21 protein-coding genes are annotated in these 24,514 nt (G+C 71.2%); 8 read left to right on the top strand and 13 right to left on the bottom strand.

Annotated elements, in window-relative coordinates:
- Nucleotides 1–16 precede the first annotated feature (16 nt).
- A complete protein-coding gene (locus tag ACFXHB_RS25695) occupies nucleotides 17–355 on the bottom strand; it encodes a hypothetical protein (RefSeq protein ID WP_380576977.1) in 339 nt (112 codons plus the stop codon).
- Nucleotides 356–427: 72 nt separating this feature from the next.
- On the opposite strand from ACFXHB_RS25695, the gene ACFXHB_RS25690 reads away from it, so the two are divergent.
- Complete coding sequence (locus tag ACFXHB_RS25690; protein ID WP_380576976.1) at nucleotides 428–1,069, top strand: DUF2461 domain-containing protein; 642 nt, start codon at nucleotides 428–430, stop codon at nucleotides 1,067–1,069.
- Nucleotides 1,070–1,140: 71 nt separating this feature from the next.
- Here ACFXHB_RS25690 and ACFXHB_RS25685 read toward each other — a convergent pair whose 3' ends face one another.
- Nucleotides 1,141–2,082 (bottom strand): heme o synthase, encoded by a 942-nt coding sequence (locus ACFXHB_RS25685; protein WP_380576975.1) that lies wholly within the window; start codon nucleotides 2,080–2,082, stop codon nucleotides 1,141–1,143.
- A 467-nt stretch (nucleotides 2,083–2,549) separates the two neighbouring features.
- Between ACFXHB_RS25685 and tkt the strand changes: the two genes are divergently transcribed.
- The 5 genes from tkt (at nucleotide 2,550) to pgl (ending at nucleotide 9,422) form a co-directional block, all read left to right on the top strand.
- The gene (tkt, locus tag ACFXHB_RS25680; RefSeq protein WP_380576974.1) at nucleotides 2,550–4,649 is read left to right on the top strand and encodes a transketolase; all 2,100 of its coding nucleotides are present in this window, start codon (nucleotides 2,550–2,552) and stop codon (nucleotides 4,647–4,649) included.
- Nucleotides 4,650–4,746: 97 nt separating this feature from the next.
- A complete protein-coding gene (gene tal / locus ACFXHB_RS25675; RefSeq protein ID WP_380576973.1) occupies nucleotides 4,747–5,886 on the top strand; it encodes a transaldolase in 1,140 nt (379 codons plus the stop codon).
- A gap of 61 nt (nucleotides 5,887–5,947) precedes the next feature.
- A complete protein-coding gene (zwf, locus tag ACFXHB_RS25670; RefSeq protein ID WP_380577013.1) occupies nucleotides 5,948–7,537 on the top strand; it encodes a glucose-6-phosphate dehydrogenase in 1,590 nt (529 codons plus the stop codon).
- The gene (opcA, locus tag ACFXHB_RS25665) at nucleotides 7,534–8,637 is read left to right on the top strand and encodes a glucose-6-phosphate dehydrogenase assembly protein OpcA (RefSeq protein ID WP_380576972.1); all 1,104 of its coding nucleotides are present in this window, start codon (nucleotides 7,534–7,536) and stop codon (nucleotides 8,635–8,637) included. Before zwf ends, opcA begins: the two co-directional genes overlap by 4 nt.
- Complete coding sequence (pgl, locus tag ACFXHB_RS25660; protein WP_380576971.1) at nucleotides 8,634–9,422, top strand: 6-phosphogluconolactonase; 789 nt, start codon at nucleotides 8,634–8,636, stop codon at nucleotides 9,420–9,422. Before opcA ends, pgl begins: the two co-directional genes overlap by 4 nt.
- 60 nt (nucleotides 9,423–9,482) lie before the next feature.
- Here the strand turns inward: pgl and ACFXHB_RS25655 are convergent, their stop codons facing one another.
- The 11 genes from ACFXHB_RS25655 to uvrA all read right to left on the bottom strand — a co-directional run bounded on the left by ACFXHB_RS25655 (nucleotide 9,483) and on the right by uvrA (nucleotide 22,613).
- The gene (locus ACFXHB_RS25655; protein WP_063349510.1) at nucleotides 9,483–9,770 is read right to left on the bottom strand and encodes an RNA polymerase-binding protein RbpA; all 288 of its coding nucleotides are present in this window, start codon (nucleotides 9,768–9,770) and stop codon (nucleotides 9,483–9,485) included.
- 205 nt (nucleotides 9,771–9,975) lie between these two features.
- Entirely contained in the window at nucleotides 9,976–10,212 is a 237-nt protein-coding gene (gene secG / locus ACFXHB_RS25650) for a preprotein translocase subunit SecG (RefSeq protein WP_380576970.1), read from the bottom strand.
- Nucleotides 10,213–10,300: 88 nt separating this feature from the next.
- Nucleotides 10,301–11,086 (bottom strand): triose-phosphate isomerase, encoded by a 786-nt coding sequence (gene tpiA, locus ACFXHB_RS25645; protein WP_380576969.1) that lies wholly within the window; start codon nucleotides 11,084–11,086, stop codon nucleotides 10,301–10,303.
- Nucleotides 11,087–11,090: 4 nt separating this feature from the next.
- Nucleotides 11,091–12,296, bottom strand: coding sequence for a phosphoglycerate kinase (locus tag ACFXHB_RS25640; RefSeq protein WP_380576968.1), 1,206 nt, complete (start codon nucleotides 12,294–12,296; stop codon nucleotides 11,091–11,093).
- A gap of 155 nt (nucleotides 12,297–12,451) precedes the next feature.
- Nucleotides 12,452–13,456 (bottom strand): type I glyceraldehyde-3-phosphate dehydrogenase, encoded by a 1,005-nt coding sequence (gap, locus tag ACFXHB_RS25635; RefSeq protein ID WP_380576967.1) that lies wholly within the window; start codon nucleotides 13,454–13,456, stop codon nucleotides 12,452–12,454.
- Nucleotides 13,457–13,754: 298 nt separating this feature from the next.
- Nucleotides 13,755–14,735, bottom strand: a complete 981-nt coding sequence (whiA, locus tag ACFXHB_RS25630; protein ID WP_329490008.1) for a DNA-binding protein WhiA — start codon at nucleotides 14,733–14,735, stop codon at nucleotides 13,755–13,757.
- Entirely contained in the window at nucleotides 14,726–15,844 is a 1,119-nt protein-coding gene (gene yvcK, locus ACFXHB_RS25625) for a uridine diphosphate-N-acetylglucosamine-binding protein YvcK (protein WP_380577012.1), read from the bottom strand. Before yvcK ends, whiA begins: the two co-directional genes overlap by 10 nt.
- Nucleotides 15,845–15,920: 76 nt before the next feature.
- Nucleotides 15,921–16,826, bottom strand: coding sequence for an RNase adapter RapZ (gene rapZ, locus ACFXHB_RS25620; RefSeq protein WP_380576966.1), 906 nt, complete (start codon nucleotides 16,824–16,826; stop codon nucleotides 15,921–15,923).
- A gap of 124 nt (nucleotides 16,827–16,950) precedes the next feature.
- Nucleotides 16,951–19,065, bottom strand: a complete 2,115-nt coding sequence (gene uvrC / locus ACFXHB_RS25615) for an excinuclease ABC subunit UvrC (protein WP_380576965.1) — start codon at nucleotides 19,063–19,065, stop codon at nucleotides 16,951–16,953.
- Between the two features lie 66 nt (nucleotides 19,066–19,131).
- Nucleotides 19,132–19,581 carry a Rieske (2Fe-2S) protein gene (locus ACFXHB_RS25610; protein ID WP_380576964.1) on the bottom strand — a complete coding sequence of 150 codons (450 nt, stop codon included), beginning with the start codon at nucleotides 19,579–19,581 and terminating at the stop codon, nucleotides 19,132–19,134.
- A gap of 128 nt (nucleotides 19,582–19,709) precedes the next feature.
- A complete protein-coding gene (gene uvrA, locus ACFXHB_RS25605) occupies nucleotides 19,710–22,613 on the bottom strand; it encodes an excinuclease ABC subunit UvrA (RefSeq protein WP_380576963.1) in 2,904 nt (967 codons plus the stop codon).
- A 295-nt stretch (nucleotides 22,614–22,908) separates the two neighbouring features.
- On the opposite strand from uvrA, the gene ACFXHB_RS25600 reads away from it, so the two are divergent.
- The gene (locus tag ACFXHB_RS25600; RefSeq protein ID WP_380576962.1) at nucleotides 22,909–23,688 is read left to right on the top strand and encodes a maleylpyruvate isomerase family mycothiol-dependent enzyme; all 780 of its coding nucleotides are present in this window, start codon (nucleotides 22,909–22,911) and stop codon (nucleotides 23,686–23,688) included.
- Between the two features lie 132 nt (nucleotides 23,689–23,820).
- Nucleotides 23,821–24,474 carry an MBL fold metallo-hydrolase gene (locus tag ACFXHB_RS25595; protein WP_380576961.1) on the top strand — a complete coding sequence of 218 codons (654 nt, stop codon included), beginning with the start codon at nucleotides 23,821–23,823 and terminating at the stop codon, nucleotides 24,472–24,474.
- The last annotated feature ends 40 nt before the right edge of the window (nucleotides 24,475–24,514 follow it).

Genomic DNA, 24,514 nt, shown 5'->3' with positions numbered 1-24,514 from the left:
GTGTCCGGGACCGGCGTCAGCCGCCGATCTGGATGCCGGCCATCCGCTTCCACTCGTACGGACCCGTCTTCACCTTCAGGCCCAGCTCGCCCTCGAAGCTGTCGTGCAGGGTCACCCCGGCCAGTTCGGCGGCCCGGCGGCCGACGGCGTAGCTCGGGGCGACCTGGTCGCCCCACGCGCCGTCCGCGCCGACCACCACGATCCGGGTGGCGACGGTGCCGACGTACTCGACGACGCCGTCGGCGCTGCCGCCGTGCTGCCGGGCGAAGGCGGTCAGGTGCTTGGCGATGCGCTTGGCGCGGCGTTCGACGCGGGCGTCCGGCGCGGCGGGGGTGGCGGTCTCTGCGCTGCTCATGCCCGCATGCTACCCATCGGTAGCGGAGCTGGCGACGGGACCTGACTGTGCACCGGACCACATACTGGTCCGGTGACCTTCCAAGGCTGGCCGGCCGAGGCCCTTGAGTTCTACGAGCACCTGGAGACCGACAACTCCAGGCCCTTCTGGCAGACCCACAAGGACCGGTACGAGCACGCCGTGCGGGAGCCGATGGAACACCTGCTCGCCGAGCTGGAGCCCGAGTTCGGCCCGGGCAAGATCTTCCGGCCCAACCGGGACGTCCGGTTCAGCGCCGACAAGTCCCCGTACAAGACGCACATCGGCGCCCACCTGGCGGCCGGCGGCTACATCCAGCTCTCCGCCGACGGCCTGGCCTGCGGCAACGGGCTCTACCAGCTCGCCCCGGACCAGCTGGCGCGCTACCGGGCGGCCGTCGCCGAGGAGGTGAGCGGCGCCGAGCTGGAGCGGGTGATCGCCCGGGTCGGCGGGGCCGGCCCGGAGGTGGTCGGCCGGGACAGCCTGAAGTCCGCCCCGCGCGGCTACCCCCGGGACCACCCGCGGATCGGGTTGCTGCGCCACAAGGGGCTGATCGCCTGGCAGGAGTGGCCGCCCGCGGCGTGGCTCGGCACCCGGACCGCCTACGACCGGATCACCGGCTTCCTGCGGGCCTCGCAGCCCCTGCGGGACTGGCTGGAGGACCGGGTCGGGCCCTCCGAGCTGCCGCCGCGCTGAAACGCGAAGGGCCCCGGTCCGCAGACCGGGGCCCTTCGACGTTCAACGGCTCACCTTCGCCGTTCGACGGCTCACTTCACGAACGGGTCCACCGCGATGACCACGAACAGCAGCGTCAGATAGGTGATGGACCAGTGGAACAGGCGCATCTCCTTGAGCTTCGCGCCGACCGTCCCGGCCTTGGCCCGGGCGTACAGCCCGTGCGCCTCCTTCAGCCAGGCCGCGCCCAGCAGCACCGCCGAGACGGGGTACAGCCAGCTGGTCTCGGCCAGCGGCCAGAGCGCCAGCGAGACGGCGACCATCACCCAGGAGTAGATGACGATCTGCTTGGCGACCGCCAGGTTGCCCTTGACCACCGGCAGCATCGGCACGCCGGCCCGCTCGTAGTCCTCGCGCACCTTCATCGACAGCGGCCAGTAGTGCGGCGGCGTCCAGAAGAAGATGACCAGGAAGAGCACCAGCGCCGACCAGGAGACCGAGTTGGTGACCGCGGCCCAGCCGACGAAGACCGGCATGCAGCCGGCGATCCCGCCCCAGACGATGTTCTGCGCGGTACGCCGCTTCAGCCCCAGCGTGTAGACGAACACGTAGAAGAGGAGAGCCGACAGCGCGAGCAGGGAGGAGAGCGCGTTGACGAAGTACCCGAGCCAGAGCGTGGAGCCGACCGCCAGCGCGATGCCGAAGACCAGTGCCTCGCGCGGCGACACCATGCCGGTGACGAGCGGCCGGCGCTCGGTGCGCGACATCACCGCGTCGATGTCCCGGTCGATGTACATGTTGAGGGCGTTGGCGCCACCGGCCGACAGGTAGCCGCCGACGACCACCTCCAGCACCAGCAGCGGATCCGGGACACCACGCTGCGCCAGGAACATCACCGGCACGGTGGTGATCAGCAGCAGCTCGATGATCCGCGGCTTGGTCAGTGCGACGAAGGCGCCGACACGGGCCCCGAACGGCCGGCGCGCGGGCGTCGCCCCGGTGACCCCGGCGGGACGGGATTCGACGGCGGTCACTAACACCCCAACTGAAGATGAATCTTCGCAGGCGTCCACCGGAACGAAGTTCCCGAATCGTCCGCTCTGCGCGTACCACGCCACCTTAGACGCTCCATATCTCCCCACCGGCTCCGGGGTCCCCCGGCGGGGCGGAACGCACACCCCCGGGTGAACCCCCTGGCCGAACACACGAAGCGGACCTGGTGGGGCGTGGGTCCCCCGTCCTGACCATCGGACGGGCAGACAACACGAAACCAGGAGAGCCTGGGACAAAAGCACCTCTCGAACCCTCGTGGGAATCGCCATACGGAAATCCCGGTTGTCTCAGCACGGAGGGTGAGCCACGACCCGGGCGGTAGGCTCGCACCGAGAAGCGGGATCTACCCTCCGTGACCGGCACCACCCAATGTCCGGCCCCAGCGACGTGGCCGACCCGGTCCCCTTCACGGGGTCACTCTTCACAATGGAAGGAGCCCTGAGACAGGGTGAGCACGACGCCGACGAATGCATTCGAGTGGTCCGAGCTGGACGAGCGGACGGTCGACACCGCCCGCGTCCTGGCCATGGACGCGGTCCAGAAGGTCGGCAACGGACACCCCGGGACGGCCATGTCGCTGGCCCCGGCGGCGTACCTGATCTTCCAGCGCTTCCTGCGCCACGACCCGACCGACCCGGCATGGGTCGGTCGCGACCGTTTCGTCCTCTCTCCCGGGCACACCAGCCTGACCCTCTACACGCAGCTCTACTTCTCCGGCTACGGCCTGGAGCTGGACGACCTCAAGGCCTTCCGGGTCGCCGGCAGTCGCACCCCCGGCCACCCCGAGCACGGTCACACCGCGGGTGTCGAGACCACCACCGGCCCGCTCGGCCAGGGCATCGGCAACGCCGTGGGCATGGCGATGGCCGCCCGTTTCGAGCGCGGCCTGTTCGACCCGGACGCCCCGGCCGGCGAGTCGCCGTTCGACCACACCATCTGGGCCATCGTCTCCGACGGCGACCTGGAGGAGGGCATCTCCGCCGAGGCCTCGTCGCTGGCCGGCCACCAGAAGCTGGGCAACCTGGTCGCGCTCTACGACGACAACCACATCTCGATCGAGGGCGACACCGAGACGGCCTTCTCCGAGGACGTGCTCAAGCGCTACGAGGCGTACGGCTGGCACGTGCAGCGGGTCGCCCCGAAGTCCAACGGCGACATCGACGTGGCCGTCCTGGCCGAGGCGCTGGCCGCGGCCAAGGCCGAGACCTCCCGCCCGTCGATCATCGCGATGCGCACCATCATCGCCTGGCCGGCCCCGGACGCGCAGAACACCGCCAAGGCGCACGGCTCCGCGCTCGGTGCCGCCGAGATCGCCGCCACCAAGAAGGTCCTGGGCTTCGACCCGGAGAAGACCTTCGAGGTCAGCGACAAGGTCATCGAGCACGCCCGCCTGGTCATCAAGCGCGGCAAGGCCGCCCGCGACGAGTGGCAGCAGTCGCTCGGCGCCTGGCGCGCCGCCCACCCGCAGCGCGCCGCCGAGTTCGACCGCATCCAGGCCGGCGAGCTCCCCGAGAGCTGGAAGAAGGCCGTCCCGGTCTTCGCCGCCGGCAAGGACGTCGCCACCCGCAAGGCCTCCGGCGAGACCCTCAAGGCGCTCGGCGCGGTGATCCCGGAGCTGTGGGGCGGCTCGGCCGACCTCGCGGAGTCCAACCTCACCACCATCGACGAGGACAGCTCCTTCCTCCCCGAGGGCAACCCGCTGAAGAGCGCGAGCCCCTACGGCCGGACGATCCACTTCGGCATCCGCGAGCACGCCATGGGCTCGACCATGAACGGCATCGCGCTGCACGGCCGGACCCGGGTCTTCGGCGGCACCTTCCTGGTCTTCGCCGACTACATGCGCCCCGCCGTCCGGCTGGCCGCGCTGATGAAGCTGCCGGTCACCTACGTCTGGACGCACGACTCGATCGGCCTCGGCGAGGACGGCCCGACCCACCAGCCGGTCGAGCACCTGGCCTCGCTGCGCGCCATCCCGGGCCTGACCATGGTCCGCCCGGCCGACGCCAACGAGACGGCGGTCGCCTGGCGCACCGTCGTCGAGCGGCAGACCAGCCACCCGGGCCCGGTCGGCCTGGCGCTCACCCGCCAGAACGTCCCGACCTTCGACCGCGAGGTCTTCGGCTCCGCCGAGGGCACCGCGAAGGGCGGCTACATCCTGGCCGAGGCGTCCAACGGCGACCCGCAGCTGATCCTGCTCGGCACCGGCTCCGAGGTCCAGCTGGCCGTCCAGGCCCGCGAGGTCCTGGAGGCCGAGGGCGTCGCGACCCGCGTGGTCTCGCTGCCGTCCTTCGAGTGGTTCCAGGAGCAGGACCAGGCCTACCGCGACAGCGTGCTGCCGCCGTCGGTCAAGGCGCGCGTCTCGGTCGAGGCCGGCATCGCCCAGGGCTGGCGCGAGCTGGTCGGCGACCACGGCCGGATCGTCTCGCTGGAGCACTTCGGCGCCTCCGCCGACTACCAGGTGCTCTTCGAGGAGTTCGGCCTGACCGCCGAGCGCGTCGTCGCCGAGTCCCACAACGCGCTGCGCTCGCTCGAAGCCGTCAACCGCTAGCACCACCGGGGCCGCGTGCCCGCCCGCACAGCGGGTACGCGGCCCGTCTGACGACCCCACAGACAGACAGATGAAGACAGAAGAAGGACTGAGCACCATGACTGACGCACTGAAGCGCCTCAGCGACGAAGGCGTGGCGATCTGGCTGGACGACCTCAGCCGCAAGCGCCTGAACACCGGCAACCTCGCCGAGCTGGTGCAGAACAAGCACGTGGTGGGCGTCACCACCAACCCGACCATCTTCCAGAAGGCCATCGGCGGCGGGGACTCCTCCTACGACGGCCAGCTGCGCGACCTCGCCGTCCGCAAGGTCACCACCGACGAAGCCGTTCGCATGATCACCACCTCGGACGTGCGGGACGCCGCCGACGTGCTGCGCCCGGTCTACGACGCCTCCAACGGCCGCGACGGCCGGGTCTCCATCGAGGTCGACCCGCGCCTGGCCCACGAGACGGCCGCGACCGTCGCCGAGGCCAAGCAGCTGTGGTGGCTGGTCGACCGCCCGAACGTCTTCATCAAGATCCCCGCCACCAAGGCCGGCCTGCCGGCGATCGCCGAGGTCATCGGCAGGGGCATCAGCGTCAACGTCACGCTGATCTTCTCGCTGGAGCGCTACCGCGCGGTGATCGACGCCTACCTGACCGGCCTGGAGTCCGCCAAGGCCAAGGGCCTGGACCTCTCGCAGATCGAGTCGGTCGCCTCCTTCTTCGTCTCCCGCGTGGACACCGAGATCGACAAGCGCCTCGACAAGGTCGGCGGCGACGCCAAGCAGCTGCGCTCCAAGGCCGCGCTGGCCAACGCCCGGCTGGCCTACCAGGCGTACGAGGAGGTCTTCGGCAGCGTCGACGGCAAGACCGCCGGCAGCGCCCGCTGGAAGGCCCTGGAGGCCGCCGGTGCCAAGCCGCAGCGCCCGCTCTGGGCCTCCACCGGTGTCAAGGACCCGGCCCTGCCGGACACCCTGTACGTCACCGAGCTGGTCGCCCCGGGCACCGTGAACACCATGCCCGAGGCCACCCTGGAGGCCACCGGCGACCACGGCGTGATCACCGGCGGCACCATCGTCCCCAACTACGCCGACGCCAAGGCCGTGATGGACGCCATCGCCGCCGCCGGCGTGGACTACGACGACGTCGTCCAGGTGCTGGAGGACGAGGGCGTGGAGAAGTTCGAGCAGTCCTGGAACGAGCTGCTCGACACCGTCACCGCCTCGCTCGCCTCCTTCGCCGACGAGAAGTGACCCCCGCTCACAGCCAGCGCACGAAAGCGGAGCACATCAAGTGAGCACTGACTTCCCTGAGTTGACGTCGGACTCGGACGCGGGCGACTCCCCCGTCGCCCCCGTCAACCCGCTTCGTGACCCCACCGACCGGCGGCTCCCGCGTATCGCGGGGCCGTCCGGCCTGGTCATCTTCGGGGTCACCGGCGACCTGTCCCGCAAGAAGCTGATGCCGGCCATCTACGACCTGGCCAACCGCGGCCTGCTGCCGCCGGGCTTCTCGCTCGTCGGCTTCGCCCGCCGCGAGTGGGAGGACGAGGACTTCGCCAAGGAGGTCCACGACGCGGTCAAGGAGCACGCCCGGACCCCGTTCCGCGAGGAGGTCTGGCAGCAGCTCGCCAAGGGCATGCGCTTCGTCCAGGGCGACTTCGGCGACGACGACGCCTTCGACAAGCTCCGCGAGACCATCGAGGAGCTCGACAAGGCTCAGGGCACCGGCGGCAACTTCGCGTTCTACCTCTCGGTGCCGCCGAAGTTCTTCCCGACCGTGGTGCAGCAGCTGAAGAAGCACGGCCTGGCCGACCCGCCCGCCTCGCCCGCCAACGGCCAGGAGGGGCCCGTCAGGAAGTCCTGGCGGCGCGCGGTGATCGAGAAGCCCTTCGGGCACAACCTGGAGAGCGCCCAGGAGTTGAACCGGATCGTCCACGAGGTCTTCCCCCGTGACGAGGTCTTCCGGATCGACCACTACCTGGGCAAGGAGACCGTCCAGAACATCCTGGCCCTGCGCTTCGCCAACCAGATGTTCGAGCCGATCTGGAACCGGTCGTACGTCGACCACGTGCAGATCACCATGGCGGAGGACATCGGCATCGGCGGCCGCGCCGGCTACTACGACGGCATCGGCTCCGCCCGGGACGTCATCCAGAACCACCTGCTCCAGCTGATGGCGCTCACCGCCATCGAGGAGCCGGCGTCGTTCCACCCCAAGGCGCTGGTGGCCGAGAAGCTCAAGGTGCTCAGCGCCGTCAAGCTCCCGGCCGACCTCGGCAAGCACACCGTGCGCGGCCAGTACGCGTCCGGCTGGCAGGGCGGCGAGGAGGTCCGGGGCTACCTCGACGAGGACGGCATCAACCCGGACTCCAAGACGGACACCTACGCGGCCATCAAGCTGGAGATCAACAACCGCCGCTGGGCGGGCGTGCCGTTCTACCTGCGCACCGGCAAGCGGCTCGGCCGCCGGGTCACCGAGATCGCGGTGGTCTTCCAGCGCGCCCCGTACCTGCCGTTCGACTCCTACGCGACCGAGGAGCTGGGGCAGAACGCCCTGGTCATCCGGGTCCAGCCGGACGAGGGCGTGACGGTGCGGTTCGGCTCCAAGGTGCCGGGCACCTCGTTCGAGGTCCGGGACGTCACGATGGACTTCGCCTACGGCGAGTCCTTCACCGAGTCCAGCCCGGAGGCCTACGAGCGCCTCATCCTCGACGTGCTGCTCGGCGACGCCAACCTGTTCCCGCGCCACCAGGAGGTCGAGCTCTCCTGGCAGATCCTCGACCCGATCGAGACGTACTGGGACACCCACGGCAAGCCCGCCCAGTACCCGGCAGGGACCTGGGGCCCGGTCGAGGCCGACGAGATGCTCGCACGAGACGGCAGGAGCTGGCGCCGGCCATGAAGATCGACCTCACGGACACCACGTCCAGCAAGATCAACGCAGCGCTGATGGAGGCGCGCCGGGCCAGCGGCTCCACCGCCGCGGGCATGGTGCTCACCCTGGTGATCGTGACCGACGAGGGCAGCGCCTACGACGCCCTCAAGGCCGCCAACGACGCCTCCCGCGAGCACCCCTCGCGCACCCTGGCGGTCATCAAGCGCGCCGGGCGTTCGCCCCGGGCCCGCGCCGAGACCCGCCTGGACGCCGAGATCCTGGTCGGCACCGACGCCGGCTCCGGCGAGACGGTCGTCCTGCGCATGCACGGCGAGCTCGCCGCGCACGCCCAGTCGGTCGTCCTGCCGCTGCTCCTGCCGGACGCCCCGGTGGTGGTCTGGTGGCCCGAGAACGCGCCGCTGCACCCGGCCCAGGACCCGCTGGGCTCGATCGCCCAGCGCCGGATCACCGACGCCGTCACCGCCGAGTCCCCGGTGGGCCAGCTCGCCCAGCGGGCCCAGAGCTACACCCCGGGCGACACCGACCTGGCCTGGACCAGGATCACCGGCTGGCGCTCGATGCTGGCCGCCGCGCTGGACCAGCGGCCCTCCCAGGTCACCGCCGCGGTGGTCGAGGGCGAGTCGTACAACCCCAGCGTCGAGCTGCTCGGCCTCTGGCTGCACAACCGGCTGCACGTCCCGGTCGAGCGGGTCGTCACCGGTGGCCCGGGCATCACCGCGGTGCACCTGCGCACCAAGGACGGGGACATCACCCTGGACCGTCCGGACGGCCTGATGGGCACGCTCTCGATGCCCGGCTCGCCGGACCGCCAGGTGGCGCTCAAGCGTCGCGAGACCTCCGAGCTGATCGCGGAGGAGCTGCGCCGCCTCGACCCGGACGACATCTACGCGACCGCCGTCCGCACCCCCGTGGAGCGGCTGCACGAGCCGGCCAACGCCGAGACGGCGGCGGCCGAGAAGGCCGCGCAGGACGTGGTCGCCGAGGCCGCGGTGGCCAACCCGGCCCGGGTGACCGCCAAGGTCCTGGACGAGCCTCCGACGACCGCGGAGTCCGCCCCGGCGAAGAAGGCCCCGGCCAAGCGCGCCACCAAGAAGGCGGGCTCGTGACGGCGTCGACCCCGCAGCTGGTCGTCCACCGGGACAAGGAGCTGATGGCCCAGGCGGCCGCGGCCCGGCTGATCACCCGGATCGTGGACGCCCAGGCCGCCCGCGGCACCGCCTCGGTGGTGCTCACGGGCGGGCGCAACGGCAACGCGCTACTGGCCGCCATCGCCGCCTCCCCCGCCCGGGACGCCGTCGACTGGGCCCGGCTGGACCTCTGGTGGGGCGACGAGCGTTTCGTCCCCGCCGGGAGCACCGAGCGCAACGCCGTCCAGGCCCGCGCGGAGCTGCTCGACGCCGTACCGCTCGACCCGGCCCGGGTGCACGAGATGCCCGCCTCGGACGGGGTGGACGGCTCGGACGTCGAGGCCGCCGCGGCCCGCTACGCCGAGGAGTTGGCGAAGGCCGCCGGGCCGGGCGACCGACTCGGGGTGCCCGCCTTCGACGTGCTGCTGCTCGGCGTCGGCCCGGACACCCATGTCGCCTCGCTCTTCCCCGAGCACCCGGGCGTCCGGGAGACCGGGCTGACGGTGGTCGGCGTGCGCGGTGCGCCCAAGCCCCCGCCGACCCGGGTCTCGCTCACCCTCCCGGCCATCCGGGCGGCCCGCGAGGTCTGGCTGCTGGCGGCCGGCGAGGACAAGGCGGGCGCCGTCGCGCTGGCGCTGTCCGGGCCGGGCGAGCTCCAGGCGCCCGCCTCGGGCGCGTACGGGCGGAGCCGGACCTTGTGGCTGCTGGACCGGCCCGCCGCGGCGCAGCTCCCGCCGCAGCTGTACCCACCGGCCTCGGCCTGACCGCATGACGAAGGGCGCCACCGTGGTCGACGGTGGCGCCCTTCGGCGTTGGTCAGGTGTTCAGATCTCACCGCGCAGCTTGGCCAGCGCCTCGGCGAGGATCGCCTCGCCGTCGGCGTCGGTGCGCCGCTCGCGCACGTAGGCGAGGTGGGTCTTGTACGGCTCGTTGCGCGAGGGGGCAGGCGGGTTGTGCTCGTCCTGGCCGGCCGGAAAGCCGCAGCGGGGGCAGTCCCAGGTGTCCGGGATGACCGCCTCGGCGGCGAAGCTGGGACGGGTCTCGTGCTTGTTGGCACACCAGAAGGTGATCCGGTTGCGGGGGGCGGATTCGCCGCGCTCCGCCTCGCCCATCGGGCCGGCTCCGACCCTGCTGCCACGGATGGCGTTGCCACTTGCCACGGTCTGACTCCCTGCGTGCTGGTGCGCCGACCCGCCGCGGTGCGCGTCGGTGGCGAAAGTCGTCCTAGTGTAAGCAGGAGTTAAGGATGCACCGTCACCGACTCCGCCCCGGACCGTTCCAGCATAGGCCGCGGGGCGACAGGGCGTCAGAGATACGTCAGCTCTTGTACTTGAGCACCAGGCCGAGCACGACGATGCACGCGAACCACCCGAAACCGACGATGACCGTGATGCGGTCCAGGTTGCGCTCGGCCACGGCCGAGCCGCCGCCGGTGGACATCGCGCCGCCACCGAACATGTCGGACAGACCGCCGCCCTTCCCCTTGTGCAGCAGCACCAGGAGGATCATCAGCAGGCTGAAGATGATCAGGGCAATCGAGAACCCGAGAACCACGGCGGGACCAACTCTCTCGTATCTTCGGCGAAGGGGCCGGGCCGCCATGATGCGGTCCGGCCCCAAAGCCTACGTTGCTGCGGCGGCGTTAGCCTACTGCCTGGTCACGGTACCGCACGATCTTGACGAACTCGTCGGCGTCCAGGGAGGCACCGCCGATCAGGCCGCCGTCGACGTCGGGCTTGGCCATCAGGCCGGCCGCGCTGGAGGACTTGACCGAGCCGCCGTACAGCACCCGGACCTTCTCGGCCAGCGGGGCGTCGTACAGCTCGGCGATCCGCTTGCGGATGGCGGCGCAGACCTCCTGGGCGTCCTCGGGGGTCGCCACCTCGCCGGTGCCGATCGCCCAGACCGGCTCGTAGGCGACCACGACGGACTCGGCCTGGTCGGCCGGGACGTCCTGGAGGCCGCCGTCGAGCTGGGCCAGAGTGTACTCGACGTGGGTACCGGCCTTGCGGATCTCCAGCGGCTCGCCGATGCAGAGGATCGGGGTGATCCCGTTGCGGTAGGCGGCCTTGACCTTGGCGTTGACGATCTCCTCGTTCTCGCCGTGGTACTGGCGGCGCTCCGAGTGGCCGATCACCGCGTAGGCGCACTTCAGCTTCGACAGCATCGGGCCGGAGATCTCGCCGGTGTAGGCGCCGGAGTCGTGCCGCGAGATGTCCTGCGAGCCGTACTTGATCTTCAGCTTGTCGCCGTCGACCAGGGTCTGCACCGAGCGCAGGTCGGTGAACGGCACCAGGACCGCGACCTCGACCGACTCGTAGTCCTTGTCGGCCAGCGCGAAGGCCAGCTTCTGGGTGTGCTGGATGGCCTCAAGGTGGTTGAGGTTCATCTTCCAGTTGCCCGCCATCAGCGGGAGACGCTCAGTCATTGCCTCAGCCTTCCAGGGCGGCGAGACCGGGGAGCGTCTTGCCCTCCAGGTACTCAAGGCTGGCGCCACCGCCGGTCGAGATGTGCCCGAACTTCGTCTCGTCGAAGCCCAGGATGCGGACGGCCGCGGCGGAGTCGCCGCCACCGACCACGGTGAACGCGTCGCTGTCGAGCAGGGCCTGCGCGACGGCCTTGGTGCCCTCGGCGAAGGCCGGGTGCTCGAAGACACCGACCGGACCGTTCCAGAACACCGTCTTGGCGTCGGCGAGCTTCGCCGCGAACAGCTCCCGGGTCTCGGGGCCGATGTCCAGGCCCTCCTTGTCCGCGGGAATCTTGTCGGCGTCGACGACCGCGAAGTCCTCGACCGGCTTGTGGGTCTTGGTGTCGGGGAACGACCCGGAGACCGCGATGTCCACCGGCAGCACGAACTCCACGCCCGTCGCCTTCGCCCGCTCCAGGTACTCCAGGACGACCGGGATCTGGTCCTTCTGCAGCAGCGAGATGCCGACCTCGTGGCCCAGGGCCGCGAGGAAGGTGTACGCCATGCCGCCGCCGATGAGGATGCGGTCGGCCTTGCCGAGCAGGTTGTCGATCACGCCGACCTTGTCGGACACCTTGGAACCGCCGAGCACGACGACGTACGGGCGCTCGACCTCCTCGGTGAGGCGCTTGAGCACGCCCACCTCGGTGGCGATCAGGTCGCCGACGGCGTGCGGCAGGCGGGCCGGCAGGTCGAACACCGACGCGTGCTTGCGGTGCACCGCACCGAAGCCGTCGCCGACGTACAGCTCGGCCAGCTCGGCCAGCCGGTCGGCGAAGGCACCGCGCTCGGCGTCGTCCTTGCTGGTCTCACCGGCGTTGAAGCGCAGGTTCTCGAGCAGCGTGACCTCGCCGTCGGCCAGGGCGGCGACGGTGGCCTTCGCGCTCTCGCCCACGGTGTCGGTCGCGAACGAGACCGGCGTGCCGAGGATCTCGCCGAGGCGGACGGCCACCGGCGCGAGGGAGAACTGCGGGTCGGGCTCGCCCTTCGGGCGGCCGAGGTGGGAGGCGACGACGACCTTCGCACCGCGCTCGACGAGCTTGGCGATGGTCGGGGCGACGGCACGGATCCGGCCGTCGTCGGTGATCGTGCCGTCGGACAGCGGGACGTTCAGGTCGGCGCGGACGAACACGCGCTTGCCGGCGACGTCGAGGTCTTCGATGGTCTTCACGGTCTTCGGTCTCCTGGGGAGATGGTTGCGCTGTTGGCAGCGGCACAACGGCGGGCCGCCTGGGAGTTGAGTTCGAGGGTGCGCAGACGGAGGGCCCGGACGGTGGTGCACAGTGTCCGGGCCCTCCCCCCTACTTCACGTCAGCTCCCGCTGCGTCAGAGCTGGCCGCCGACGAGGGTGGTCAGGTTGACGAGGCGGTTCGAGTAGCCCCACTCGTTGTCGTACCAGCCGAAGACCTTGACCTGGTTGCCCTGGACCATGGTCATCAGCGAGTCGAAGATCGTGGAGAACGGCGAGTTCACGATGTCGGAGGAGACGATCGGGTCCTCGGTGTACTGCAGGATGCCCTTGAGGGAGCCCTCGGAGGCCTTCTGGAAGGCCGCGTTGACCTCCTCGACGGTGACGTCGCGCTCAAGGGTGACGACCAGGTCGGTGATCGAACCGGTGGGGACCGGGACGCGCAGCGAGGTGCCGTCCAGCTTGCCCTTCAGCTCCGGCAGGACCAGCGCGGTGGCCTTGGCGGCACCGGTGGAGGTCGGGATGATGTTCAGGGCCGCGGCGCGGGCGCGACGCAGGTCCTTGTGCGGGAAGTCCAGGGTGACCTGGTCGTTGGTGTACGCGTGCACCGTGGTCATCAGACCCTTGACGATGCCGAAGTTCTCGTTCAGCACCTTCGCCAGCGGGGCCACGCAGTTCGTGGTGCAGGAGGCGTTGGAGATGACGGTGTGCTTCGCGGCGTCGTACTTCTCGTCGTTGACGCCCATCACGATGGTGACGTCCTCGTCGGTGGCGGGCGCCGAGATGATGACCTTCTTGGCACCGGCGGTGACGTGCTTCTTGGCCGCCTCGGCCTTGGTGAAGATGCCGGTGGACTCGATCACGATGTCCACGCCCAGCTCGCCCCAGGGCAGGCTGGCCGGGTCACGCTCGGCGATGACCTTGAAGGTCTTGCCGTCGACGGTGATGCTGTTCTCGGTGTGCGAGACCTCGCCCGGGAAGGTGCCCAGGATGGAGTCGTACTTGAGCAGGTGCGCCAGGGTCTTGGTGTCGGTCAGGTCGTTGACACCGACGATCTCGATGTCCGCGCCCTGGGCCTTAACCGCACGGAAGAAGTTGCGGCCGATGCGGCCGAATCCGTTGATGCCTACCCGGATCGTCACGAACCGATCTCCTCGTTAGGTACGCCGGAACTATGCCGACGGGGTGGAATTTGGGAGGTCCCCGACCGCCTATGACCCTACCTCTCCCAGGCCTGGGAGGGCACATCAGGCCGGGTCGGACGCCTTGGCGTGGCGTGTCAAGAGCTCACGAACAGGCCTTCCGTCCTTGCCGTCGGCGGCAGTTGGTCGCGGCCCGCGGAAGGGGGGTCGGAGCCGGCCCGCGCCGGTGTCCGGACACGGGACAGCCGGTGCCCGGAATCCGGACACCGGCTGTCTCACCCGTCACTGCGTGTGATGGCTAGTTGAGCGCCATCTCGTCGGTCAGGTTGGCCTCGGTGCTGGGCAGTCCCAGCTCGGAGGCGCGCTTGTCGGCCATCGCCAGCAGGCGGCGGATCCGGCCGGCCACCGCGTCCTTGGTGAGCGGCGGGTCGGCCAGCGCGCCCAGTTCCTCCAGCGAGGCCTGCTTGTGCTGCATCCGCAACTGACCGGCCGCGGCCAGGTGGTCGGGCACCTCCTCGCCGAGGATCTCCAGCGCGCGCTGCACCCGCGCGCCGGCGGCGACGGCGGCCCGGGCCGAGCGGCGCAGGTTGGCGTCGTCGAAGTTGGCCAGACGGTTGGCGGTGGCCCGCACCTCGCGCCGCATCCGGCGCTCCTCCCAGGCCAGCACCGACTCGTGGGCGCCCAGGCGGGTCAGCAGCGCGCCGATGGCGTCACCGTCACGGATCACCACCCGGTCGACGCCGCGCACCTCGCGCGCCTTGGCGGGGATGCCGAGCCGGCGGGCCGCGCCGACCAGGGCGAGGGCCGCCTCGGAGCCGGGGCAGGTGATCTCCAGCGAGGACGAGCGGCCGGGCTCGGTGAGCGAGCCGTGCGCCAGGAAGGCGCCGCGCCAGGCCGCCTCGGCGTCGCAGGTCGCCCCGGAGACGACGGCCGGCGGCAGGCCGCGGATCGGCCGGCCCCGGCCGTCCACCAGGCCGGTCTGCCGCGCCAGCAGCTCGCCGTCCTTGACCACCCGCACCACGTAGCGGCTGCCGCGCCGCAGACCGCCGGGCGCCATCACCACCAGGTCCGAGGAGTGTCCGAAGATCTCCAGGAGGTCCTTGCGCAGACGCCGCGCCGCCGCCCCGGTGTCCAGCTCCGCCTCGATCACGATGCGGCCGCTCACGATGTGCAGCCCGCCCGCGAATCGCAGGATCGCCGAGACCTCCGCCTTGCGGCAGCAGGCCCGGGTGACCGGGAGCCGGCTGATTTCGTCCTTCACCGCTGGAGTCATCGCCATGGCCCGATCCTTCCATGTGTCCGGAAAATCCGGTCGTACGCGGCTGCCAAGAGCTCCGGGTCGTGTCGCGGCGTGCCGTCGGTACGGGCGACCAGGCCGAGCACCAGGGCGGCGCCCATCCGCTCCGCGGCCTTCTCCAGGCCGGCCAGGTCCGCCTGGCCGAAGGCGCCGCCGGTGACGGCGCGCTCGTCCACCAGGATCGCATCCACCGCGAGCGAAGGTGCGTGGTCGGCGATGACCTCCAGGTGACGCTGCGGGGTGAACCCCTCCGTCTCGCCGGGCTGGGGCGCCAGGTTCAGGGTGAGCAGGCGGCGGGCGCGGGTCTCGGTGAGCGCCGCGGCGAGCTCGGGGACCAGCAGGTGCGGCAGCACGCTGGTGAACCAGGAGCCGGGGCCGAGCACCACCCAGTCCGCCTCCCGGACGGCCGCGACGGCCTCCGGGACGGCCGGCGGCCCGTCCGGCAGCAGCCGGATGGACTGCACGGTGCCGGGCGTCACCGCCACGCTGGCCTGGCCCCGGACCGCGGACAGCTCGCCCGGGCTGGCCGGGTCGTGGCCGCGCACGACGGCCTCGATGTCCAGCGGCACCGCCGACATCGGCAGCACCCGGCCCTGGACGTTCAGCAGCCGGCCCACCCAGTCGAGCGCCGCGACCGGGTCACCCAGCTTCTCCCAGAGGGCGACGATCAGCAGATTGCCGACGGCGTGGCCGCCCAGCTCACCACTGCCGGTGAAGCGCTGCTGGATCACCTCGGACCAGGTGCGGCCCCAGTCGTCGTCACCGCAGAGCGCGGCCAGCGCCTTGCGGAGGTCGCCCGGGGGCAGCACCCCGAGCTCCTCGCGCAGCCGGCCGCTGGAGCCGCCGTCGTCGGCGACGGTGACCACGGCCGTGAGGTCGGTGGTGAGCCGGCGCAGCGCGGAGAGCGAGGCGGAGAGCCCCTGACCGCCGCCGAGGGCGGCGATCCGGGGCACCTGATTACCGCGGGGTATCTGGTTGGTACGGGCCGGGCTGGTGCGGACCTGGCCGGTCCGCGGCCGGCCGGAGGTCGCGCCGCGCGGCGGGACCCCCGTCCGGTCGGCGGTCTTGTTCTGAAGCTGCCGCCCGGGCACGTATCCCGTCACACCTACCTCGCGTTCCTCTTGCCCGCCGCCGGCCTCCACCGGCGGTCCGGCAGGGGTGAGGCGACTACTCCCGTCCCATGTCACGGTGGACGAGCACCGTTTCGACGCCGTCCGCGATGAGACGCTTCGTCAGCCGCTCGGACATCGCGACACTGCGGTGCTTGCCACCGGTGCAGCCTACGGCAAGCGTCATATAACGCTTCCCCTCGCGGCGGTACCCCTCGGTGATGATGCGCAGCAGCTCGGCGTAGCCGTTGAGGAACTCGTTGGCACCGGGCTGCTGGAACACGTAGTCGGCGACGTCGGCGTCGGTGCCGGTGCGGGCGCGCAGCTCGGGGACCCAGTGCGGGTTCGGCAGGAAGCGGCAGTCCACCACGAGGTCCGCGTCGACCGGCAGGCCGTACTTGAAGCCGAAGGACATCACGGTGGCGCGCAGCTCGGGCTCGTCGTGGTCGGCGAACTGGGCGTCGAGCTTGGCGCGCAGCTGGTGCACGTTGAGGTTGGAGGTGTCGATCACCAGATCGGCCTCGCCGCGCAGCTCGCGCAGCAGGTCGCGCTCCTGGGCGATGCCGTCCACGATCCGGCCGTCGGCCTGGAGCGGGTGCGGACGGCGCACGCTCTCGAAGCGACGGACCAGGGCGTCGTCGGAGGAGTCCAGGAAGACCACGCTCAGCCGGACACCGCGCTTCTCCAGCTCGTCCAGCGAGGTGAGCAGGTCGTCGAAGAACTGGCGGCCGCGGACGTCGACCACGGCGCCGATCCGGGCCACGTTCCCCTGGGAGCGGGCGCCGAGGTCGACCATGGTCGGGATCAGGGCCGGCGGCAGGTTGTCGACCACGAACCAGCCCAGGTCCTCCAGGCATTTGGCCGCCGTCGAGCGGCCGGCTCCGGACATGCCGGAGATGATCACCAGCTCCGGGGTGTTCTCTCCCCCGGCCGGCGGCCGGGCGGTGCCGCCATCGTCGGACATCGTCACTTCGGTTCCCCGCTCTCGGTGGTTCTGCTGTGGAGAACGCGCGCGGCGCGGGTACGCTTCCCCGGCTCACTCGGGCGAGTGAGCGCGGGGTGCGCCGGCTGACGGGCGGCATCGGCCGTCATGGCGTCTCCTGGAATGGTGCGGTCTGGGGCGCTGCGTCGGCCGCGGTGTCGGGCACCGGGCCGGCGGCGTCGGCGCCGTCATCGATGATCTCGCCGGTGGCGGTGTTCACGGCGAGCGTCGCGGATGGACGGGACGACAACGCTGCCGCAACAGTTTCCGCCGTCCGCCGTCCGATGCCGGGTACGGCACAGAGTTCGTCGACGGTGGCCGCGCGGAGCCTCTTCAGCGAGCCGAAGTGCTTGAGCAGTGCCTGGCGGCGAGTCTCGCCGAGGCCGGGGACGGAGTCCAGCTCCCCGGCGGTGAGTCGCTTGGAACGCTTGCTGCGCTGGTAGGTGATCGCGAACCGGTGCGCCTCGTCGCGGACCCGCTGGAGCAGGTAGAGGCCCTCGCTGCTGCGCGGCAGGACCACCGGGTCGTCCTCGCCGGGCAACCAGACCTCCTCCAGCCGCTTGGCCAGGCCGCAGAGGGCGACGTCGTCGATGCCGAGCTCGTCCAGGGCGCGCTTGGCGGCGGCGACCTGCGGCTGGCCGCCGTCGACCACCAACAGCTGGGGCGGGTAGGCGAAGCGGCGCGGCCGGCCCGTCTCGGGGTCCACCGGGCCGGCCGGAACCTGCGGGTCAGCGGCGTCGGGTGTACCGGTGTGGTCGGGTGTACCGGTGTGGTCGGACGCGCCGGGGTCGTCGGCCTCGGGAACGGCCCACTCCCCGGTCTGCTCGCGCTCCTGGAGGTAGCGGCGGAACCGGCGGCCGATCACCTCGTGCATCGAGCGGACGTCGTCCTGGCCCTCGAAGCCCTTGATCTGGAACCGGCGGTACTCGCTCTTGCGGGCCAGGCCGTCCTCGAAGACCACCATCGAGGCGACCACGTCCTCGCCCTGGAGGTGGGAGATGTCGAAGCACTCGATCCGCAGCGGGACGGAGTCCAGCTCCAGCGCGTCGGCGATCTCCTGGAGGGCCCGGCTGCGGGTGGTGAGGTCGGAGGCGCGCTTGGTCTTGTGCAGCGCCAGCGCCTGCTGGGCGTTGCGCTGCACGGTGGCCATCAGGTCCTTCTTGTCGCCGCGCTGCGGGATCCGCAGGTCCACCTGGCTGCCGCGCAGACCGGCCAGCCACTCCCGGACCGGACCGGCGGGCTCAGGCAGCGCGGGCACCAGCACCTCGCGCGGCACGGTGCCGTCGCCGCCGCCGTAGAGCTGCTGCAGGGCGTGCTCGACCAGGGCCGCGGTGTCGACGTCCTCGACCTTGTCGGTGACCCAACCGCGCTGGCCGCGGACCCGGCCGCCGCGGACGTGGAAGATCTGCACGGAGGCCTCCAACTCGTCCTCCGCGAGGGCGAGCAGGTCGGCGTCGGTGGCGTCGGCGAGGACGATGGCGTTCTTCTCCATCGCGCGCTTGAGCGCCCCGATGTCGTCCCGGAGCCGGGCCGCCTTCTCGTACTCCATGTCGACGGCGGCCTCCTGCATCTGCTCTTCCAGCCGGCGCAGGTAGTTGCCGGTGCGGCCGGCCATGAAGTCGCAGAAGTCCTCGGCCAGTGCGCGGTGTTCGTCGGCCGAGACCTTCCCGACGCAGGGCGCGGCGCACTTGCCGATGTAGCCGAGCAGGCAGGGCCGGCCGATCTGGCGGGCCCGCTTGAAGACGCCGTTGGAGCAGGTGCGGACCGGGAACACGCGCAGCAGCAGGTCGACCGTCTCCCGGATCGCCCAGGCGTGCCCGTAGGGGCCGAAGTAGCGCACGCCCTTCTTGTGCGCCCCGCGCATCACCTGAACCCGCGGGTACTCCTCGTTGAGGGTGACCGCCAGCTCCGGATAGCTCTTGTCGTCGCGGTACTTGACGTTGAAGCGGGGGTCGAACTCCTTGATCCAGGAGTACTCCAGCTGGAGCGCCTCGACCTCGGTGGCGACCACCGTCCACTCCACCGAGGCGGCCGTGGTGACCATCGTCGCGGTACGCGGGTGCAACCCGGCGAGGTCCTGGAAGTAGGACGACAGCCGGGGCCGCAGGCTCTTGGCCTTGCCGACGTAGATGACCCGCCCGTGGGCGTCGCGGAACTTGTAGACGCCCGGCGAGGTCGGGATCGCTCCCGGCGCGGGGCGGTAGGTGGACGGGTCAGCCATGGGTCCACCGTACCGACTCGGGCCGGGGCCGCGGCGGGGAGATCGACTGGGCGGTGATCAAGCGGTTCAGCTCGGGGTCACCTTGAGGTTGCCGCCCTCGACCGCCACGGAGTAGGCGGGGAGCGGCGTCGGGGCCGGGCCGTCCAGGACCGCGCCGTCGGTGATCGCGAACATGCTGCCGTGACAGGGGCATTGGATCTTCTGGTTCTTGACCTGGTCGACGATGCAGCCGGCGTGGGTGCACTTGGCACTGAACGCCTTGTACTCGCCGGCGGTCGGCTGGGTCACCACGATCTTCTGGTCGCGGTAGACGGTGCCGCCGCCGACCGGCACACCGGCCGCCGGACCGACGTCCACCGGGCCCTTGGCCGCGGAGGAGGTGGACGAGGAGGAGGAGCAGCCGGAGACCGCCAGGGCGCCGCCACCGGCCGCGAGAACGGCCGCGGCACCGCAGAGCAGGGTGCGGCGGGAGGTGGCGGGGCTCTCGCCCAAGGTGCTCTCGGGGGCCTCGGACATGTGATTCGCTCCTGGTCTCGCTGCGGTTCGCCGCGGGCTTCGCTGCCGTGCGGGTCGGCGGAGAGTCTATGCGTCCCTTATCCGGCCGCCCCCGCGTACGGGGGCGGCCGGACCGGTGTGGCGCGGCGTTACTTCTTCTTGGCGACGGCCCGCTTGCGCGGGGCCTTCACCGGCGCCGGGGCGTCGTTGAACTCGCCCGGCAGGATGTCCCGCAGGAACTTGCCGGTGTGGCTCTCGGAGACGGCCGCGATCTGCTCCGGAGTGCCCTCGGCCACCACCATGCCGCCGCCGGACCCGCCTTCGGGGCCCATGTCGACGATCCAGTCGGCGGTCTTGATCACATCGAGGTTGTGCTCGATGACGATGACCGTGTTGCCCTTCTCCACCAGCCCGGAGAGCACCGTGATCAGCTTGCTGATGTCCTCGAAGTGCAGACCGGTGGTGGGCTCGTCCAGCACGTAGACCGTCCGCCCGGTGGAGCGCTTCTGCAGCTCGGAGGCGAGCTTGACGCGCTGCGCCTCACCACCGGAGAGGGTCGGCGCGGACTGTCCGAGCCGGACGTAGCCGAGGCCGACGTCGTTGAGCGTCCGCAGGTGCCGGGCGATCGCCGGAACGGCCTCGAAGAAGTGCAGGGCCTCCTCGATCGGCATGTCCAGCACCTCGGCGATGGACTTGCCCTTGAAGTGGACCTCCAGCGTCTCCCGGTTGTACCGGGCGCCGTGGCAGACCTCGCACGGCACGTAGACGTCCGGCAGGAAGTTCATCTCGATCTTGATGGTGCCGTCGCCGGAGCAGTTCTCGCAGCGACCGCCCTTGACGTTGAACGAGAACCGGCCGGGCAGGTAGCCGCGGACCTTGGCCTCCTGCGTCTCGGCGAAGAGCCGCCGGACGTGGTCGAACACCCCGGTGTAGGTGGCGGGGTTGGAGCGCGGCGTCCGGCCGATCGGCGACTGGTCGACGTGCACGACCTTGTCCACCTGGTCGGTGCCGGTGATCCGGGTGTGCCGGCCCGGCACGCTGCGGGCGCCGTTCAGCTCCCGGGCGAGGTGGGTGTAGAGGATGTCGTTGACCAGCGTCGACTTGCCGGAGCCGGAGACACCGGTGATCGCGGTGAAGGTGCCGAGCGGGAAGCCGACCGTGACGTCCTTGAGGTTGTGCTCGCGGGCGCCGTGCACGGTCAGCTGGCGCTTCTTGTCCCGCTCGCGGCGGGTGGCCGGGATCGGGATGGAGCGCTTGCCGGAGAGGTACTGGCCGGTCAGCGACTCCTTGTTGGCGAGCAGCTCCTTCAGCGAACCGGAGTGCACGACCTTGCCACCGTGCTCGCCGGCGCCCGGGCCGATGTCGACCACCCAGTCGGCCATCTTGATGGTGTCCTCGTCGTGCTCGACGACGATCAGGGTGTTGCCGATGTCCCGCAGCCGGACCAGGGTCTCGATCAGCCGGTGGTTGTCGCGCTGGTGCAGGCCGATCGAGGGCTCGTCCAGCACGTAGAGCACGCCGACCAGCCCGGAACCGATCTGGGTGGCGAGCCGGATCCGCTGGGCCTCACCGCCGGAGAGGGTGCCGGCCGCGCGGTTGAGCGAGAGGTAGTCCAGGCCGACGTCGACCAGGAACCGCAGCCGCTCGTTGACCTCCTTCAGCACCCGCTCGGCGATCTGCTTGTCCCGGGCGTTGAGCTTCATCGCGCCGAGGAAGTCCGAGCAGTCGCTGATCGACATCGCCGAGACGTCGGCGATGGACCGGCCCTCGACGGTGACCGCCAGCACCACGGGCTTGAGCCGGGTGCCCCGGCAGGTCGGGCAGGGCACCTCCCGCATGTAGCCCTCGAAGCGCTCGCGGCTGCTGTCGCTCTCGGCCTCGGTGTGGCGGCGCTGGATGAACGGCACCGCGCCCTCGAAGCCCGTGGTGTACGAGCGGTCCCGCCCGTAGCGGTTGCGGTAGCGCACCTCGACCTGGTGCTTGTGGCCGTACAGCAGCGCCTTCTTGGCGCGGGCCGGCAGCCCGGCCCAGGGGAGGTCCGTCCGGAAGCCCAGCTCGCCGGCGAGCGCGTCGATCAGACGCTGGAAGTACTCCTTGGTGTGGCCGCCGGACCAGGGGTGGATCGCCCCCTCGTCCAGCGACTTCTCCTCGTCGGGGACGACCAGCTCCGGGTCGACCTCCATCCGGTTGCCCAGACCGGAGCAGTCCGGGCAGGCGCCGAACGGCGAGTTGAAGGAGAACGAGCGCGGCTCCAACTCCTCGAACGACACGTCGTCGTACGGGCAGTAGAGGTGCTCGGAGTACATCCGCTCGCGCTCCGGGTCGTCCTCCGGGAGGTCGACGAAGTCGAGCACGACCATGCCGCCGCCCAGCCGCAGGGCCGTCTCCACCGAGTCGGTCAGCCGGCGCTTGGCGCTGCTCTTCACGGTCAGGCGGTCGATGACCACCTCGACGGTGTGCTTCTCCTGCTTCTTGAGCTTGGGCGGCTCGGCGAGCTGGACCGTCTCGCCGTCCACCCGGGCCCGGGCGTAGCCCTTGGACTGGAGGTCAGCGAAGAGGTCGACGAACTCGCCCTTGCGCTCGCGCACCACCGGGCTGAGCACCTGGAACCGGGTGCCCTCGGTGAGCTCCAGCACCTTGTCCACGATGGCCTGCGGGGACTGCTTGGCAATCGGGCGGGCGCAGTGCGGGCAGTGCGGCTTGCCGATCCGCGCGAACAGCAGGCGCAGGTAGTCGTAGACCTCGGTGATGGTGCCCACCGTGGACCGCGGGTTGCGGTTGGTGGACTTCTGGTCGATCGAGACGGCCGGGGAGAGGCCCTCGATGAAGTCGACGTCGGGCTTGTCCATCTGCCCGAGGAACTGCCGGGCGTAGGAGGACAGCGACTCGACGTAGCGGCGCTGCCCCTCCGCGAAGATGGTGTCGAAGGCCAGCGAGGACTTGCCGGACCCGGAGAGGCCCGTGAAGACGATGAGGGAATCGCGGGGCAGGTCGAGCGAGACGTTCTTGAGATTGTGCTCGCGAGCACCGCGGACGATGAGGCGGTCGGCCACTGCTTCTGGCGCCTTTCTCCGGGTCGAGATGGCTTGCGGTGAGAGGAGGCTGCTCGGTGCGGCAGTCTCGTGTGCTTCTTCCAGGATGCGGCAGCCAGCCTATAGCTCACGCGTTCGATTATCGACCTTGTCCAGTGGAGTCCACCCGAACGAGTGAAGAGCTCCCGCCGAGCCGGCCCGAACTGTTCGAGAAAAGGCCTGCTCAGCCGTGACATCGGAGATAGCGTCACCCTCGTCAACGAGCGAGGGCCCACCCGGGCAACGCTGCCGACCACTCCGACGGAGGCCGCATCCGATGACCGACCCGCAGAACCCCGCCGCCACCCCCGGCACGCTCGCGGACGAGCGGCTGCGCCTGGTCGCCGTCTCCACCGGGCACCTGCTGCACACCGCGGGGACGCTCGACGAGAAGGCCGTCGCCGCGCCCTCCGCCCTCCCGGGCTGGACCAGGGGCCACGTCCTCGCGCACCTCGCCCGCAACGCCGACTCCCTGGTCAACCTGTTGAACGGCGCCCGGACCGGGACCGACATCCCCCAGTACGCCAGCGACGAGGCCCGCGACCAGGGCATCGAGGACGGCGCCGACCGCGCGCCGGGCGTCCAGCTCGACGACCTGGTGACCACCGACCGGGGCTTCGCCGCGGCCGCCGCGCTGCTGCCCGAGGAGGCCTGGACGGCCGAGGTGCGCCACCGCAGCGGCTATGTCTTCCCGGCCTTCGACATCCCGTGGAAGCGACTGATGGAGGTCGAGTACCACCACGTCGACCTGGACGCCGGCTACTCCCCCGCGCACTGGCCGGAGGTCTTCGCGGTGGCCGAGTTCCGCCGCCTGTCCGCCCGGCTGGCCGACGCCGAGGGCCTGCCGGCGGTGGAGCTGGTGGCCGACGACACCGAGGACCGCGCCGTGATCGGCACGGCCGACGGCGCGCCCGGGCTGACCGCCGAGGGCCCGGTGCGGGCGCTCACCGCCTGGCTCTCCGGCCGCTCCGACGGCGACGGCCTGCAGGTCCACCGCGGCGGCGTCCAGCTCCGCGACGGCCGCGCCGCCCTGCCCGCGCTGCCACCACTGGGCTAGGCGCGGCCGGGCGCCGCGGCCCCGGCCGGGGCCCGGTCGCGAGAAGATCCACAAGACGCGGCCCGGCCGCGCGACGATGCTGTCAGACGGGGCGATGCCGTCGGCAGCCCCGACACGACGAGGAGCGGACGGATGACGTACCACGGAGCGGTCAAGGTCGGCGGGCCGCCGGACGTACGCGAGCTGGCCCACCTGATCATCACCAAGGCGGCCGTCGGCCCGTACGACAACAACGCCTACCTGCTGCGCTGCCGGGCCACCGACGAGCAGCTGCTGATCGACGCCGCCGCCGACGCGCCGGTCCTGCTGGAGACGGTCGGCGAGCGGCTGGCCACCGTGGTCACCACGCACCGCCACCACGACCACTGGGGCGCGCTCGCCGAGGTCGTCGCGGCCACCGGCGCCCGCACCGCCGCCGGGCGGTTCGACGCCGAGGGCATCGACGTGCCCACCGATCTGCTGCTGGAGGACGGCGCGACGCTGCGCTTCGGGCAGATCGAGCTGACCGTCCGGCACCTGGTCGGCCACACCCCCGGCGCCGTGGTCCTGGTCTACGACGACCCGCAGGGCCACCCGCACGTCTTCACCGGCGACTGCCTCTTCCCGGGCGGCGTGGGCAACACCTGGGGCGACGACGCGGCGTTCGCGAGCCTCTACCGGGACGTCAACGAGAAGGTCTTCGACGTCCTCCCGGACGAGGCCTGGGTCTACCCCGGCCACGGCAAGGACACCACGCTCGGCGCCGAGCGCCCGCACCTGCCGGAGTGGCGCGAGCGCGGCTGGTAGCCCGGCGCGACGGACGGCGGGCCCGCGACCGAGCAGTGTT

The organism is Kitasatospora sp. NPDC059327, from assembly GCF_042752535.1.
Classification (GTDB): Bacteria; Actinomycetota; Actinomycetes; order Streptomycetales; family Streptomycetaceae; genus Kitasatospora.
Note: the sequence above shows the minus strand (reverse complement) of the source record. Positions and strands in the feature narration are given on the sequence as shown.